We start from the raw sequence: 16252 nt of genomic DNA on the forward strand, positions 1-16252 counted from the left end.
TCAGCCGGCCAGCGACTCCCGCACCACCCGCAGCAGTTCGTCGCGGTGCTCACGCAGGTAGAAGTGGCCGCCGTCGAAGAGGCGCAGCCGGAACGGACCGGTCGTGTGCCGCTGCCAGGCAGTCAGCGCCCGCGGCGACGCCTCAGGATCGTCCCGGCCGCCCAGCGCGGTGACCGGGCAGTCCAGCAGCGGACCGGGGCGGTGCACGTGCCCGTCGTTGACGGCGAAGTCGGCCCGCAGCACCGGCAGGACCAGCCGCATCAGCCGGGCGTCGGCGAGCACCTGCTCCGGGGTGCCGCCGATCTGCCGGACCCGGTCGATCAGCTGGTCGTCGGGGAGCAGGTGCGCGCGCGGCCACGGCCGGGGAAGGTGCGGTGCCGGCCGGGCGGAGACGAACAGGTGGGCCGGCGCCCGGCGACGCCGCGCGGCCAGCCGGCGCGCGAACTCGAAGGCGACGAGGGCGCCCATGCTGTGCCCGAAGAGCGCGAACGGCTCGTCCAGCAGCCCGCCGAGGCTCGCCTCGACGGCGGAGACGAGGGTCCGTACGTCCTGGAAGGGCCGCTGCCCGAAGCGTGCCTCCCGGCCGGGTAGCTGGACCGCGCAGACCTCGATGTCCGGCCCGGTTCCCGCCGGCCAGGAGGCGAAGACCGAGGCGCCCCCGCCGGCGTACGGGAAGCAGACGAGCCGCAGCGCGGCCCCGGGGAGCGGCCGGGGACGGATCAGGCCCACCGCCCGCGCCGCGCCCGCGACAGCCTCCGCGCCGGCCGTCACGGCGTCTCCACCCGCAGGTGGCCGGGGAGCGGCGGCACGTCAGTGAGGTCGCACTCGAGGCGCACGCGGTCGCCGTCGCGGCCGATCTCCCGGAACCGGTTCATCCGGTAGGTGACGTGCATCATCCGGTTACGGCCGTTCGGCACGAACTCGGCGAGCAGCCGTGCGCCCGAGTCACGGGCCAGGCGGCGCAGGAACGTGATGACCACGCCGCCCACTCCCCGGGACATCACCCGGCAGGACATCAGCAGCAGCTTGATCGTCCACGCCGAACCCTCCTGCTCGATCAGGGTGAGCCCGATGGTGCCGTACGGGCCGAACCGGTCGGACAGCCGCGCCACGTAGAGCCGGTGCCGGGGCGAGGTGCGGAACGCGTCGAGCTGCGCCCGCGAGTAGGTGTAGCCGGTGGTGTTGAGCTGGTGCGTACGGACGGTCAGCTCCTCGGCCCGCAGCAGGTCGTCCGGCCCGGCCTCGGCGATCGTCAGGTGCATCCCCAGGCTGGCCAGGAACTCCTCGGTCGGCCCGTCGAAGCGGCTCTCCACCTGCTGGCGCGCCAGGTCGGCCCGGTACATCTCGCGGCGCTGGCGGGCGTCCGCGGTGACCACCTCGGGGGTCAGCTCCGGGAGGTCGGCGAGGGTGGCCGCCTCCGCCGCGTCGATGCAGCGCACCTCGGGCAGCACGTGACCGACCTCGGCCCGCTCGAAGGCGTCGTCGTCGACGAAGGCCAGCGCGTCCAGGCCGATGTTGAGCGCCTCGGCGACGGCCCGCACGGAGGTCGACTTGGCACCCCAGCCGATCTGGGGATGCAGGAAGTACTCGGCCACGCCCAGCCGGCGCAGCGCGGCCAGCGCGGCGTCCGGGTCGTTGCGGCTGGCCACGGAGTGCAGGACGCCGCGTTCGTCGAGCACGCGCAGCACCTCGGCGACGCCCGGACGCAACCGCACCTCGCCGTCCTCGAGCAGCACGCCGTCCCACAGCGTGTGGTCGAGGTCCCAGACGACACACTTGATCATTCCGCCGGCCGGCGCCTCCGCTTGCGACCGTGCGTCCTCAGCGTTCATCGGATCAGTCCCTCCGCACCCTGGCGGGGCTGCGCGTCACCCGCCGACCGGGGCCGTAGCTGGTACGCCGACTCCGCGATGGTGATCTGCTGGAGCTGCGTGCTGCCCTCGATGATTTCCATGACCTTCGCGTCGCGCAGGTACCGCTGCACCGGATACGCGTCGCCGATGCCGCGCGAGCCGTGGATCTGCACCGCGTCGTCGGCCGCGCGCACGGCGGCGGTGGAGGCGAAGTACTTGGCCAGCCAGGTCGCGTGCACCGAGGCCGGGTCGCCGCTCTCGCGCAGCCAACCGGCCTGCTGGCAGAGCAGCCGGGCCGCGCTGGTCCCGGTCACCATGTCGGCCAGCATGCGTTGCACGAGCTGGTGGCGACGCAGCGGCTGGCCGAACTGTTCCCGGGTGTCCGCGTAGGCCAGGGACGCCCGCACGCACGCCTCCGCCAGCCCGACGCAGCCCCACGCGACGCTGTAGCGCCCCAGTTCCAGGGCGCTCGCGGCCACCGCGGACAGCCCGAAACCCGGCCGCCCCACGAGGTTCTCCGCCGGGACGCGGCAGTCATCCAGCCGCAGCTCGGCGAGCATCGAGGCGCGGGTGCCGAGCGCGCCGGTCTGCGGTACCACCGTCAGCCCGCTGCGCTGCCGCTCCACGAGGAAGGCCGCCGGCCGGCCGGCCAACCGGGCGAAGACCAGGAAGAGGTCGGCGTACTGGCCGAAGGTGATCCAGTGCTTGTGCCCGTCCAGCGCGTACCCTCCGGGCACCGACCGGGCCTCGGCGGACAGCCCCGCCAGGTCGCTGCCCGCGCCGGGCTCGGTCACCGCGAACGCGCCCAGGCACGCCCCCCGGGCCAGCTCCGGCAGCCAGCGGGCGCGCTGCTCCGGGCGGCCCCACCGCAGCAGTGCGTACGACACCATGCCGTGCACGGTGAGCAGGCTGCGCACGGAGGAACAGGCCCGGCCGACCTCCTCGTGCAGCAGCCCGAAGCTGATCGCGTCGAGCCCGGCGCCGCCGTACTCGGCGGGGATCACCGCACCGAGGTGCCCCGCCTCCGCGAGGCGGTGCACGACGGCGCGGGGCAACTCCTGCGCGCGGTCCCAGCCGTCGGCGTACGGCACCAGGTCGTCGTCGGCGAACGCCGCGAACCGCTCCCACGCCCGCTGCTGGTCGGCGGTGAGCTGGGCCCTCATCCGCGTACCGTCGCTGTCCGGCGCCCGACCAACGCCACGATGGCGTCGATGCTGCTGAAGTTCTCCAGTTCCAGGTCCTCGTCCGCCACCGGGCAGTCCAGCTCGCTCTCGACGAACAGCACGAGCTGCATGACGAACAGCGAGTTGACGTCCCCGGCGGCGAAGATGTTCTCGTCGTCGGCGATCTCCCGGTCCCGGACGTACCGGGCGAGGAACGCGCGGACCTGCCGTCGAATGTTCTCCATCATCCTCGCCTCTCCGCTGGCGCCGGCCGGTCGCCGGCACCCGCGTAGGAGTAGAAGCCCGCACCGCTCTTGCGGCCGTGCAGGCCGGCCTGCACCATCCGGCGCAGCAGCGGGCAGGGTCGGTACTTGCTGTCGGCGAACGCCTCGTGCAGTCCTTCGATGGACTGGACGATGGTGTCCAGGCCGATCAGGTCGGCGGTCTCCAACGGGCCCATCCGGTGCCCGAAGCAGCCACGGAAGAGCCGGTCGATCTCCGCGGCGTCGGCGACCCGCTCCTGGAGCAGGAAGGCCGCCTCGTTGATCGTCAGCATGAGCACCCGGTTGCTGACGAAACCCGGCGAGTCGGCCACCACCACGGCCTCCTTGCCCAGCCGCTCCAGCAGGGAGCGACCACGAGCGACGGTCTCGTCGCTGGTGTGGTGCCCCCGGATCACCTCGACCATGGGTCGCAGCGGCACCGGGTTCATGAAGTGCATGCCCAGCACCGCCTGCGGCCGGCGGGTCAGGCCACCGAGAGCCGTGATCGCGATGACGGAGGTGTTCGCCGCCAGCACCGTGTCCGGCCGGCACACCTCGTCCAGCCGCTCGTACACCGGCTGTTTGACGGCCCAGTCCTCGGTGACGTTCTCGATGACGAAGTCGACCTCGGCGAGGGCGTCCAGGTCGGTGTGCCAGCTGATCCGCTCCAGCACCGCCGTCCGGTTCCCGCCGGTTCCCGCGAGCAGCCGCCGCAGGCGTACCCCGTCCCCGATCTCCCGCCGGGCCCGGTCCAGGATCTCGGTGTTCAGGTCCACCAGCACCACCGACAGCCCGGCCTCCGCAAGGGCCTGCGACACCCCGGTTCCCATCACGCCGGCGCCCACCACGCCGACCGTCTCGATGTCACCCATCGGTCATCCTCCTCGGCTCTCGGTCAGTACGGCCGGGCCGGCCGGCGCCGGCTCCCGGCGGAGCACGTCGGCCAACTCGGCGACGGTGCGCGCCTCGAACAGCACGCTCAGCGGCACGCTCAGCCCCAGCTCGCGGCCGATCCGGTTGACCATCTCCAGCCCGAGCAGGGAGTGCCCGCCCAGCTCGAAGAAGTCGTCGTCGACCCCGACCTGCTCCACGCCGAGCAGGTCGTGCCAGAGGTCGACAAGGCGCGCCTGCACCGCGTCGCCGGGCGCCCGGTACGGCGTGTCCAGCGCCGGCCGGGGGTGCGCCGGTGGTCGCTGCGCCACCGCCTCGGCCCCCCGGCGACCGGCGATGTCGGCGAACACCGCGTCGAGGTCCTTGGCCACCACCGCGACCTGCGGGCCGACGTCGGCGGCGAGCAGCCGGCGGAAGGCGTCGGCGCCCTCGGCCGGCCGCAGGCCGGTGGCGAGGTGCGCGCCGAGCAGCCCCGCGCCCCCGACCGTCGGGGGGCCCGGTAGCCGGAACCCGCCGAGCTCCGGGCCGCTGCCGGTACGGGCGGCGTCCAGGGTCCGCCGCAGGTCGGCGACCCGCTTCAGGACGAAGTCGTCGATCCGCACGAGCACCCGCCCGGCAGCGTCGTAGAGGGTGATCTGGGCGGTGGACGTCTCCCGGCCCGGCCGGTCGTCCTCCCGGTACACGTGGTGGCTGAACACGCGCCGGGGCAGGGGTCGCCAGCACCGCAGCCGCCCGTACGAGATCGGGATGCGGAACGTCTCGGCCAGGTGGGTTCCCACGAAGCCGGCGGCCAGGTCCATCAGCGACGGGTGCAGCTGCATCCGGACGAGGTCGTCGGCGTACCGGTCGGGCAGGACAAGCTCGGCCAGCGCCTCCCGCTCGCCCTGCCACACCCGGTGCAGGCACCGGGAGCGCCCGCCGAAGCCCATCAACTCGACGGGCTCGGGCCGGCCGAGGTCCCGCAGCCGGCCCTCGGCGATGAGCCGCTCGACGGGCCGGTCCGGTGGCGGGTCGTCGGTCAGGGCCGCCACCTGGCCGGTGGCGTGCACCTGCCACGTCGGCCCGTGCGCGGTCCCCGCCCGTGGATGCGGGCTGACCACGGTGAACCCGACCGGCTCGCCCGCCCCGTCGAGGACCACCCGCAGCTCCCGCCGGCCCGCCCGGCCCAGCACGGCCGGGGTGTGGAACCGCACGTCCGACAGGACGACCGGGCCCGCACCGGCGAGGTCGGCGTACGCCGCGCGTGCCAGCTCCAGGTGGCCGGTACCGGGCACCACCGCGTCGCCGAGCATCCGGTGCTCGTCCACCAGCCAGGAGTCGGTGGCGTCCACGGTCGCCTCGTACACGGCGTGCCCGTCGACAGGCTCGCCACGGGTGTGCAGCAGCGGATGGTCCACCGGCCGCGTCGGCCCGGCGACCGGCTCGGTGCCGGCGAGGTGCCGCTGCGCCATCCCGACGTCCTGCCAGGCGTCCCAGTTGACCGACACGACCTTGGGTCCGGGCCGGTCGGCGGCGTGCTGGGCGAGGGCGTCGAGGAAGGCGTTCGCGGCCACGTAGTCGACCTGCCCGATCCCGCCGCTCAGCGACAGCGTGGACGAGCACAGCACCACCGTGCGGGCACCGATGCGCCGGGCCAGGTCCACCACGGCGAGCCCACCCCGCAGCTTGGGCGCCAGCACCCGGGCCGCGACAGCCGGCTCCTTGAGCTGGATCAGGCCACCACCGGCCACCCCGGCGGCGTGCACCACCGTGTGCACCGGGCCCAGCGCGGCGACCGCGCGTCGTGCCGCCTCCTGGAGCTGGCCCGGGTCGGTGACGTCGGCGGCCAGCACCACCACCCGGGCGCCGAGCCGCTCCAGCTCGCGGACGGCCCGGATCCGCTCGGCCGTCGCGTCCGTGGGGCGGCTGGCCAGCCACTCGTCCCACCGCCCCCGGGGTGGCAGCGCGGTACGGGACAGCAGGGCCAGGCCGGCGTTCTCGGTCCGGGCCAGTTCGCGGGCGATGGACAGGCCGACCCCGCCCAGCCCGCCGGTCACCAGGTAGCCGCCGCCGGGGGCGCGGTCCGGTGGCGGGGGCAGCGGCACCGTCGGGTAGGTCGGGCCGAAACGGTGCCGCCCGCGCAGGACGACGGTGGTCGGGCCGGCCGGGTCGCACAGTTCCTCGTGGAGCGTGGCGGCGACCTCCGCCGGCCTGCCGCCGGCCAGGGTGACGTCGAGCGCGCGGCACCGCAGGTGCGGATGTTCCAGCGGGAGCACCAGGCACACGCCGAGCGCCGTCGCGGCCAGCGGTGACCCGGTCTCCGTGCCGGTCACCCGACGCAGGTCGGCGGTGACCACGGTGAGGTCCACCAGTTCGTCGCCGGGGCGGTCGGCGAGCGCCCGGGCGAGCGGGAGCAGACTGCCGAAACCCCGCTCGGTGGCGTCCCGTTCGCCGGTGCCCGGGCCGATGCCGACCGTCCACAGGTGCACGATCCGGTCGGGCCGCCGGCCGCCACGGGCCAGCTCGGCGAGGAGTTCCGGATAGTCCCCGTCCGCCGCCGGCATCGCGTACCGGTCGTCGGCGAGCCGCCGCAGCCGGGGGCCGTCGTGGTCGGCACGCCGCACCACGGTCACCGAGTCGACGGCCGGCGCCACCCGGGCGGCGAGGGCCGCGCCGAGCCCCTCGTCGTCGACGAGGAGCAGCCAGTGCCCGGTGCTCGTCGCGGCGTCGCGCCGCGCGCGCGGCGGCAGCATCCGCCAGGCCGGCACCTGGAAGAAGTCCGCCACGTCGCGGCGGCGGGTCAGCGCGGGTGTCTGGTGGGGCCGCGACCCGGCCGGCACCGCCGCCCAGTGCCGCCGACGCTGGAAGGGATACGTGGGCAGCGGCACCCGGCGTGGCGGACGGGCCGCCGGGACGGGTGGGGTCAGCGTCACCCCCGCCGACCAGAGCCGGCCGGCGGCCCGCAGGAAGTGGGCGGGCTCGGAGTCCCGGTCGAAGACGCCCGGCAGGCTCGACACCGGCGGCGCGGGCACCGGGGTGCCCGCGGGGCGCGCCTGCGCGGCGAGGCTGCCCAGGGCCTGCCCCGGGCCCAGCTCGACGAGCATCCGGTCGGGATCCCGGCACAGCTCGGCGACGCCGTCGGCGAACCGGACGGGCCGGCGCAGGTGTGCCACCCAGAATGCCGGGTCGGTGGCCTCGTCGCCGGTGACCCAGGTGCCGGTCACGTTGGACACGTACGGCACGGTCGGTGGGCGCCGGTCCACCGAGGCGACCAGGTCGCCGAACTCCTCGGCGACCGGATCCATCAGCGGGGTGTGGAAGGCGTGGCTGGTGGGCAGCCGCCGCGCGGCCCGGCCAGCGGCGAGCAGGCGCTGCTCGACCTCGGCCACCGCCTCCGGCGCGCCGGCCAGCACGCACAGGGTCGGACCGTTGACCGCCGCCACGTGCACCCCGGGCACCAGGTCGGCCGCGACCTCGGTCTCGGCGGCCGGTACGGCGAGCATCGCACCGGTCGGCAGCCGGTCGATGAGCTGCGCCCGGCGCACCACGAGGCCCAACGCGTCGGGCAGCGTGAACACGCCGGCCAGGCAGGCCGCCACGTACTCGCCGAGGCTGTAGCCGATCAGCGCGGCGGGCCGTACGCCGTGGGCGGCCCACAGGCGGGCCAGCGCGTAGCCGACGACGAAGGCGGCCGGCTGGGCGTAGCGGGTGCGGTGCAGCGGATCCGGTTCCCCGCCGGCCGCAGGTGCGCCGCGCCCCAGCAGCCGTCGCAGGTCCGCCGGGCCGGCCGCCGGCGCGCCCGACGTGGGGTGCAGCAGGGCCCGGACGTCCCGGTCGAGCAGCGGCGCGAGCAACTCGGCGCACTCGTCGACGGCGGACCGGTAGGCCGGCTGGGTGCGGTACAGCTCGTACCCGAGCCCTCGGCGCTGGTCGCCCACCCCCGGTACCAGGAACGCCACGTCCGGGCGGGCGTCGCCTGGCGCGCCGGTGACCACCCGGCGCGGATCGCGGGCGGTGAGCGCGGCGGCGGCCTCCGCCGGGTCGGCGGCGACCACCACCCGCCGGTGGCCGAAAGGACGCCGTCCCTGCCAGAGGGTGTGCGCCACCGCCGCGAGGTCCGCCTCGGCACGCTCGGCGAGGTACGCGGCGAGCGCGTCGGTCCGCTCCTCCAACGCCGGGGCGCTGCGGGCGGAGAGCGCGAGCAGCCAGGGTCCCGGCGGAGCCGGTGACGGCGGCGGGGCCGCCGGTGCCTCCTCCAGCACCACGTGGGCACCGGTGCCGCCCATGCCGAAGGAGCTGACCCCGGCCCGGCGGGGATGGTCGCGCCGGGGGAAGGCGGTCAGCCGGGTGCTCACCACGAAGGGGGTCGCCCCGAAGTCGATGGCACGGTTCGGCCGTTCGTGGTGCAGGCTGGGCGGGATCTGCCCGTGCCGCAGCGCCTGCACCGCCTTGATCAGTCCGGCGACGCCGGCCGCCGCGTGGGTGTGCCCGATGTTGGTCTTGACCGAGCCGATCGCGCAGCCGTCCGCGCCGGCCGGGCCGAACACCCGGGTCAGCGCCTCCACCTCGATCGGGTCGCCCAGGCGGGTGGCGCTGCCGTGCGCCTCGACGTAGCCGACCGTCGCCGGGTCCACCTCGGCCGCCGCGTACGCGGCGGCGATCACCCGGGCCTGCCCCGCCACGCCGGGGGCCGTGAAGCCGGCCCGCTCGCCGCCGTCGTTGCCGATGGCCGAGCCGCGGATCACCGCGTACACGGTGTCGCCGTCGGCGAGCGCGTCCTCCAGCCGCTTGAGCACCACGACACCGACACCGTTGCCGGGCACGGTGCCCTCGGCGGCGTCGTCGAAGGCCCGGCAGTGCCCGTCGGAGGAGAAGATCCCGCCCGGCTGGTACGGGTAGCCCACCACCTGCTCCGCGCGGACGGTGGCGCCACCGGCCAGCGCCAGGTCGCAGGAGCCGGCGAGCAGCGCCTGCGCGGCCTGGTGCACCGCCACCAGCGAGGTCGAACAGGCGGTCTGGACGGTCACCGCCGGCCCGGTCAGGTTCAGCTTGTACGCCAACCGGGTCGCCACGTAGTCCTTCTCGTTGGCGATGTTGCGGGCGAACTGCTCCGCCACGTCGTCCGTCGGTGGCAGCAGCGGCAGGTAGGAGTTGTAGTAGGTACCGGCGTAGACGCCCACCGGCCCGTCGACCCGGTCCGGGTCGTAGCCGGCGTCCTCCAGGGCAGTCCAGGCGCACTCCAGCAGGACCCGCTGCTGCGGGTCCATGAGGTCCGCCTCCTTCGGGTTGATGCCGAAGAACTCGGCGTCGAACCGGTCGCTGTCCGGCAGCACCGCCTGCGCCCGGACGTACCCGGGGTCGGCGAGCGCCTGGTCGGGCACCCCGGCGTCGGCCAGCTCCGCCGCGTCGAAGTGGCTGATCGACTCGACGCCGTCGCGCAGGTTGCGCCAGAACTGCTCCGGGTCGTCGGCGCCCGGGAAGCGGCAGGCCATCCCGATGATCGCGATCTCCAGGCCGGTCGCCATCAGCCGGCCTCCCCTGCCGGTGCGGCAGCGCCGTGGCCGCGTCGCTGGCGCAGCAGCCGGTCGCGGCCGTCGTGCCGCCGGCGCTGCTCGGCGACCGGCGGCGGGTCGGCCCCGCCGTCCCCGCTCAGGTGCGTGGCGAGCCCGCGTACGGTCGGGTGCATGAGCAGCACCGGCACGGGCACCTCCCGGCCCAGCTCCACGCGGAGCCGCTCGGCGACCTGGGCGAGCCGCAGCGAGTCGCCGCCGAGGTCGAAGAAGTTCTCGGTGGCGCCGGGCCGGTCGGTTCCGAGCACGGCGGCCCAGATCGCGGCGATCCGGCGCTCCAGGTCGGTGCCCGTGACCACCGCCGGCCCGCGCCCGACCGGGGTGTGCCGCTCGGTGAGCCGCAGCCGCTGCACCTTGCCGACGGCGTTGCGGGGCAGGGAGGCCACCACGAAGACGCGGCCGGGAACCTTGTGTGCGATCAGCCGCCGCGCGGCGAACTCCCGCACCTCCTGCTCGCGTACGCTCGCCCCGGCACGGGGCACCACCGCCACCGCCACGTCCTCCCCCAGCGTCGGATGGGGCAGGGCGAAGGCGGCGGCCTCGGCGAGATCGGGATGCCCGGCGAGGGCCTGGTCCACCTCGGCGGGCGACACCTTCGAGCCGCCCCGGTTGATGATCTCCTTGACCCGGCCGACCACGTACAGGTAGCCGTCCTCGTCGAGGTGGCCGTAGTCGCCGGTACGCAGCCAGCCGTGCGCGAAGGCCGCGGCGTTGGCCTCCGGGTCGTCGGCGTACCCGGCGGTGACGTTGGCGCCGCGGATCGCTATCTCGCCGGGGGTGCCCACCGGCACCGGACGACCCGCCGGGTCGAGCACCCGGACCGGCTCGCCGACCGGCAGCCCGACCGACCCGCGCCGGCGCTCGCCCGGGGCAGCGGGTTGCAGGTCACCAGGGAGGCCGCCTCGGTCATCCCGTACCCCTCGACCAGCGGCGCGGCGAACAGCCCTTCCAGCTGGTCCAGCACGATGTCCGGCAGGGGGGCGGAGGCCGAGCGGACGAAGCGCAGCCCGGCGGCCGGCCGCCGACCGGTGCTCGCGGCGGCGTCCAGCACCGCCCGGTGCATGGCGGGGACGGCCGTGTACCAGGTGGGCGAGAACTCGTCGAGCTGGTCGAAGAACGCGGCGGCGTCGAAGCCGGGCGGGCAGACCACCGACGCCCCCCGGACGAGGCTGGCGAGCAGGGTGCTGGTCAGGCCGTGCGCGTGGAACAGCGGCATCACGTTCAGGCAGCGGTCGTTCGGCGCCAGCCGCAACGCCCCGGCCGTGTTGCGGGCCGCCGTGAGCAGGTTGGTGTGGGTGAGCGGCACCATCCGGGGCCGGGCGATCGTGCCGGAGGTGAACAGCAGCAGGGCGACGTCGTCCGGGTGTCCGGGCCGGTCGGCCGCCGGCCGGTCGAGGGCCTGCCCGACCAGTGCCCCGACGCCCGCCGGCTCGCCCGGGCGGGTCACCAGTTCCAGGGTCCGGACCCCCAGTTCGCGCGCCGCGGCGGTGGCGGCGGTGCCGGCCGCGCCGGCCGGCACCACCACCGCGCGGGCGGCGGTGCGGTGGAGGTAGTCGGCGAACTCCTCCGCCGCGTGCGCCGGATTGAGCGGCACGCACCGGGCGTGCCCGGCGACGGCGAGGAAGGTGGTGGCCAGGGCGGGCCCCGAGGGCAGGGCGAGCGCCACCGCGTCCGCCGGGCCGACACCCAGCTCACGCAACCGTTCGCCGGTGGTCCGCACCTGGTGGGCGAGGGCGGCGAAGGTCAGGTCGGGTCGGCCGGGGGCGCACAGGGCCACCCCGTCCGGGCGCTCCTTGGCCAGGCTCACGACCAGTTCCCGCAGGTGGTGCGATGGGGTCAGCCGCACAGCGCGTCCTCCAGACTGTAGAGGCCAGGGGCGGCCCGGCCGGCGAATCGGACTGCCGCGAGCACGCCGGGGACGAAGGCCGACCGCTCGTTGACCCGGTGTGCGAGTTCGATCTGTTCCCCCGCGCCGCCGGCGAGCAGCCGGTGCTCGCTGACGGCGTCACCGAACCGCAGCGAGGAGACCGGCGGGGCGGCCCGGGTGGTGCCCCAGGCCCGGGCCAGGGCCGACGCGGTCGCACTGGGGGCGTCCACCTTGCGGGCATGGTGCACGTCCACGACGGCGGCGTCCCACCTGTCGTCCAACGCCTGGGCGAGTTCGCCGACGAAGCGGCGCAGCAGCGCCATGACCAGGCTGAAGTTCGCCGCCTGAAGGACGGGCCGTCGCCGCGCCACCCGGCGCAGTAGCGCCTGGTCCGTCCCGGTGAGGCCGCTCGTGCCGACGACGAGCGCACACGGGGTGTCCTCGGCGGCCCGCAGCAGCCGGACGGTGCCGGCCCGGTGGGTGAAGTCGACCACCACGGCGGGCGCGGCGGGTAGCGCGGCGAGCGAGGTGAACACGCCGTCGGCCGGCGGTCCCGCCGGGTCCCGCAGGCAGAGCCGGCCGGCCAGGGCCAGGTCGGTGGTGTCCCGGACGGCCCCGGCGAGCAGGTTCGCCATCCGGCCGTTGCGTCCGCACACGACGGTGGGCAGGGCCATCTCAGCTCCGCCCCGCCAGCAGGCCCATCCGGCGCGCCAGCTCACCCTCGACCATCCGCCGCCCACCGAACGCGGCCTGGACCGCCACCCGCCAGGCGGGGTCCGCGGCGGCGCCGCCCGGCACGCCCAACTCGGTGGCGAAGTCGGCGGCGACCTGCGCGGTGCGGTGGGTGAGGGTGGCGCAGGCGGTGAGCACCGCCACGACGGCGGTGCCGCCGGCCTCCCCGCCGCGCAGCCGGGGCCCGAAGCGGGCGGCGGAGGACAACAGCGCCAGCTCGATGTCCAGCCGGGTCAGCTCGTGGGCGAGGTACTGCGAGGCGGCGAGCACCCCGACGGCGGGGTCGGCCAGTTCCCGCCGCAGCTGCGCCACCGTCGCCGCGGCGTGCGCCGCGACGACCGGGGCGTACGCCCAGGCGTAGGCGTCGACGACGGCCAGCAGCGGGCCCGCCGGGTGCCAGGAGACCGGCCCGGACACCAGCGCCGGGTCGACGGTCACGCCGGTCAGTTCGGCCCAGCCCCACCCGTCGGGGCCGGTGGTCCGCACGCCCGGCTCGTCGTGGCGGAGAAGGCACAGCCGCGGGCCGTCCGCCGCCTCGGCGACGAGCAGCGCGGCCCCGGCCGGGCTGCCGTAGCGGTAGCGACCGTCGAGGACGAACCCGTCCGGGCCGGACCGGGCCCGGACCCCCGGCACGGGAAGCGCCAGCGTGGCGTCCGGGGTGAACAGGGCGAGGGCGCAGGGCAGATCGCCGGCGCGGACCGCGGCCACGGTCGGGTGTCCGGCCCCGGCGAGGAGGTCCAGCAGCGGCCGCACCCCGCAGGCGTGTTCGAGCACCGCGAGGGCGTCCGGCAGGCCGACCCGCGGGCCGGCGGCGAGCACCGCCTCGGACACCTCCGCGGCCGGTGCGCCGACCGGCGCCAGCTCGGCCAGCAGGCGGCGGAGGGTGTCGCCACGGGAGCTGCCGGCGAGGGTGGGGGCGGTCACGTCCGGTCCTGCCCGTCGACGACGCCGGCCGACCGGATGAGCCCGACGATCCCGTCCACCTGGGACAGTGCCTCGGCGTCGCGTTCCGGGTCGACCACCACGTGGAACTGCCGGTCCAGGGCCTCGATGAGGTTGATGTACGCGATCGAGTTGACCCCGGCCACGTCCAGCGACCCGCCGCAGCCACGCAGGTCGTCCACCGACACCGCCCGCCCGGTGGCCAGGACGACCAGCGACTCCACCTGTTCCCGCAGCCCGGGATCGCCGGTCCGCACGTCCATTCCGGTCATCCTGTCCTCCTTCACGCTCACGACCGGATCCCTTGGTCCGGTCGGTCCGCCGATTCGGCGACGACGGCGCGCAGGTCGGTGAGGCGCACCTTCCCCGTCGACGAGCGCGGGATCTCCGTCACGAAACTGATCCGCTGGGGCACCTTGTACGCGGCCAGCCGGTCCCGGCACCCGGCGACCAGCCCCGCGCGTCCGAGCGGGGGGCGGCCCACCACCGCCAGGTGCAGCAGCACCTGGTCGTCCGCGCCGGTGTCGGCGAAGACCACCGCGTCCCGCACCCCGTCGAGTTCCCGGACCGCCTCCTCGATCTCGCGGGGATCCACCTTGCGGCCGGCCAGGTTGATGGGGCCGGCCAACCGTCCGGTGATGAACAGCCGCCCGTCCTCGACGTGGCCGAGGTCGCCGGTGGCGTAGTAGCCCTCCGCGTCGATGCGGCTCTCCAGCAGGCCGGGAGCGTTGAGGTAGCGACTGGCCATCGAGCTGGTGCGCAGGTGCACCTCCGACCGCCCGGCCGAACGGGAGCGGGTGCGCAGCACCACCCCGGGCAGCGGGGTGCCCAGACCCCGCCGGTACGCGGGGTCCCGCTCGAAGGTGCAGGGGCCCGCCTCGGCGACGCCGTAGTAGTCGGCGATCCGTACCCCGTACTGCTTCTCGAAGCGGGCGCGTACCCCGGTGGGAAGCTCCGCCCCGGCCGAGACGGCCACGTCGAGGCCGGCGAAGCGGGCCGCGGCGAGTTCGGCGTCCGCCAGCATCCGGTAGACGAACGGGAAGGCGACCAGCCGGGTGGCACGGGAGTCGGCCAGCGCCCGGACGATCCTCGCCGAGGTGGGCAGTCCCGGATGTACGGCCAGCTCGGCGCCGACCAGGAAGCTCGACAGCAGCGACGTGTTGAACGCCAGCCCGTTGGTGAAGGCGGCGAGGCACAGGATCCGGTCCGCCGCGTCGAGCCCGGTGCCGGCGACCCAGTTGCGGGCCGCGCTGTGCACCGCGAACCCGGAGAACTCCAGGCACTTGGGCACGCCGGTGGTGCCGGAGGTGAACCGGCAGACGGCGGTGTCCGGGAGCAGGGCCGGCACGTCCCCGTCGGCGGGCACGGTGACCAGCGCGTGCGTGCTGCCTTCGAGCGGCACCGCCGAGCTGGGCGCCAGCGGGAACTCCGCCGCCGACCCGGCCTCCACCAGGTAGGCGGTGACCCCGCAGCCGGACCGGATGGCGGTCAGCTCACGTTCGCCGAACGCCCGGTCGATCAGCACCGGCACCCGGCCGCTGAACACGACCGCGAAGTAGGACAGCAGGTAGTCGACGCTGTTGTGGGCGTACACCGCCACGCGGTCGGGGTCCGGGCCGGCGCGCCCGGCGAGGGCGTCGTCGAGGACGGCGGCCAGCCGCGACGACTTGTCGGCCACCTCCCGGTAGGTGAGCACCGTGGCGCCCTGCCTCAGCGCCGCCCGATCGGCGAAGCGGGCACACGCCGCTCGGACGGTGACGTCGAGCCCGTGCTCAGACATGGCCGGCCACCGATGCGGTGCCGACCGGCGCGGCCGCCGGGCGCGGGGTGCCGGCCAGTTCGGCCCGGCACGCGAAGCTGTGGTTGGCGAGGGTCAGCATCGTGGTCTGGCTACCGCCGGCCATCCGCAGCCCGCGCAACTGGGCGAGGTCACGCAGGGACGGGCTGCCCCACATGTAGCCGGCGCCGCCTTCCAGGTCGCAGCAGAGCGTCGCCAGCGCGGTGGCCCGCTCGACGCAGAACCACTTGAGCTCGGCCACCTCCGGCACCGCCGGGGCCGGCCCGTCGACCCGGTCCAGCAGGTCGACCAGGCCGGCCGCCATGAGTTCCAGGTCGGCCCGCGCGGCGGCCAGCGCGTGCGCGTTGACCGGCCAGGCCGACAGCGCCCGTCCGCCGAGCCTGCGCCGGGTGGTGTGCCGGCCGATGTGGTCGAGCAGCCGCCGCTGGATCAGGTACGCGTCGGCCGCGATCAGGTAGCGCATCCGCGTCATCACCCGGTTCCAGCGCAGAAGCTGGGCGACGCCGCCCCGGGACAACACGTGCGCCGCCGGGACCCGGACGTCGGCGAAGTCGATCCGGGCCGAGTCCACCGACCGGGTGCCGAGCTTGTCGTACACCGTGCCGACCCGCACGCCCGGCCGGTCCTTCTCCACCAGCACGAGGGTCGGGGTGTCGTCCAGCCGGACGGTGACGAAGCAGAGCCCGGCGATCGCACCGTTGACGACGTACCGCTTGGACCCGCGGACGACCACCTCGTCGCCCTCGCGGCGGGCCGTGGTCGGCTCCTCGGCGGACGGGTCGGTGTCGCACTGGCAGGCCACCAGCGTGCCGTCGAGCAGCCGGGGCAGGTACCGGTCCCGCAGCTCGGGCGCGGCGTCCGCCAGCCAGTACGCCGCCACGTCGTTGTGCACGTGCATGCCGAGCAGGACACCGGCGTCCGCCAGCGGGGCCATCGCCTCGCCGAGCAGCAGGCTGCCCAGCAGGCCCAGCCCCCGGCCGCCGAGCGCGGTCGGCAGGGCCACCCCGAGCAGGCCGGCGGCGGCGATGTCCCGCCAGGCGCGCGGGGTCAGCGGTCCGTCGGGGCCGTCCCGCCAGCCGGCGAGCCGTTCCGGCGTGAACAGCTCACCGGCGACGCGGGCCAGGTCGTGGTGCGCCGGGGTCAGCCGTGCCGCGAGGACGGTGTCGGTCACCATGGGTCGCTCACTTCGTACTC

12 protein-coding genes and 1 pseudogene are annotated in these 16252 nt (G+C 75.6%); all 13 read right to left on the reverse strand.

What is annotated here, in order from left to right:
- The gene (locus CLT72_RS20510) at positions 1 to 771 is read right to left on the reverse strand and encodes an alpha/beta fold hydrolase (RefSeq protein ID WP_199184613.1); all 771 of its coding nucleotides are present in this window, start codon (positions 769 to 771) and stop codon (positions 1 to 3) included.
- Entirely contained in the window at positions 768 to 1832 is a 1065-nt protein-coding gene (locus CLT72_RS20515) for an HAD-IIIC family phosphatase (protein ID WP_101413175.1), read from the reverse strand. Before CLT72_RS20515 ends, CLT72_RS20510 begins: the two co-directional genes overlap by 4 nt.
- Positions 1829 to 3016 (reverse strand): acyl-CoA dehydrogenase family protein, encoded by a 1188-nt coding sequence (locus CLT72_RS20520; protein ID WP_101413176.1) that lies wholly within the window; start codon positions 3014 to 3016, stop codon positions 1829 to 1831. The genes CLT72_RS20515 and CLT72_RS20520 overlap by 4 nt, the downstream gene beginning before the upstream one ends.
- Entirely contained in the window at positions 3013 to 3261 is a 249-nt protein-coding gene (locus CLT72_RS20525; protein ID WP_089002954.1) for an acyl carrier protein, read from the reverse strand. The genes CLT72_RS20520 and CLT72_RS20525 overlap by 4 nt, the downstream gene beginning before the upstream one ends.
- On the reverse strand, positions 3261 to 4151 hold the full coding sequence (locus tag CLT72_RS20530; protein ID WP_101413177.1) for a 3-hydroxyacyl-CoA dehydrogenase family protein: 891 nt from the start codon (positions 4149 to 4151) through the stop codon (positions 3261 to 3263). The genes CLT72_RS20525 and CLT72_RS20530 overlap by 1 nt, the downstream gene beginning before the upstream one ends.
- A gap of 3 nt (positions 4152 to 4154) precedes the next feature.
- Positions 4155 to 9674: a type I polyketide synthase gene (locus CLT72_RS20535; protein WP_101413178.1), complete on the reverse strand. Its 5520-nt coding sequence runs from the start codon at positions 9672 to 9674 to the stop codon at positions 4155 to 4157.
- Positions 9674 to 10510 carry an acyl carrier protein gene (locus tag CLT72_RS32930; protein ID WP_486484384.1) on the reverse strand — a complete coding sequence of 279 codons (837 nt, stop codon included), beginning with the start codon at positions 10508 to 10510 and terminating at the stop codon, positions 9674 to 9676. The genes CLT72_RS20535 and CLT72_RS32930 overlap by 1 nt, the downstream gene beginning before the upstream one ends.
- A pseudogene (locus tag CLT72_RS20540) lies at positions 10511 to 11565 on the reverse strand (AMP-binding protein); the annotation flags it as partial.
- Positions 11556 to 12260, reverse strand: coding sequence for a 4-hydroxy-tetrahydrodipicolinate reductase (locus CLT72_RS20545; protein WP_101413179.1), 705 nt, complete (start codon positions 12258 to 12260; stop codon positions 11556 to 11558). The pseudogene CLT72_RS20540 and the gene CLT72_RS20545, both read right to left, overlap by 10 nt.
- A 1-nt stretch (position 12261) precedes the next feature.
- Complete coding sequence (locus tag CLT72_RS20550) at positions 12262 to 13242, reverse strand: hypothetical protein (RefSeq protein ID WP_101413180.1); 981 nt, start codon at positions 13240 to 13242, stop codon at positions 12262 to 12264.
- On the reverse strand, positions 13239 to 13532 hold the full coding sequence (locus CLT72_RS20555) for a hypothetical protein (RefSeq protein ID WP_144082282.1): 294 nt from the start codon (positions 13530 to 13532) through the stop codon (positions 13239 to 13241). Before CLT72_RS20555 ends, CLT72_RS20550 begins: the two co-directional genes overlap by 4 nt.
- Positions 13533 to 13549: 17 nt before the next feature.
- Complete coding sequence (locus tag CLT72_RS20560; RefSeq protein ID WP_101413181.1) at positions 13550 to 15040, reverse strand: class I adenylate-forming enzyme family protein; 1491 nt, start codon at positions 15038 to 15040, stop codon at positions 13550 to 13552.
- Positions 15033 to 16232 carry an acyl-CoA dehydrogenase family protein gene (locus CLT72_RS20565; RefSeq protein ID WP_101413182.1) on the reverse strand — a complete coding sequence of 400 codons (1200 nt, stop codon included), beginning with the start codon at positions 16230 to 16232 and terminating at the stop codon, positions 15033 to 15035. Before CLT72_RS20565 ends, CLT72_RS20560 begins: the two co-directional genes overlap by 8 nt.
- Between the last annotated feature and the right edge of the window lie 20 nt (positions 16233 to 16252).

This window comes from Micromonospora sp. CNZ309 (genome assembly GCF_002846525.1).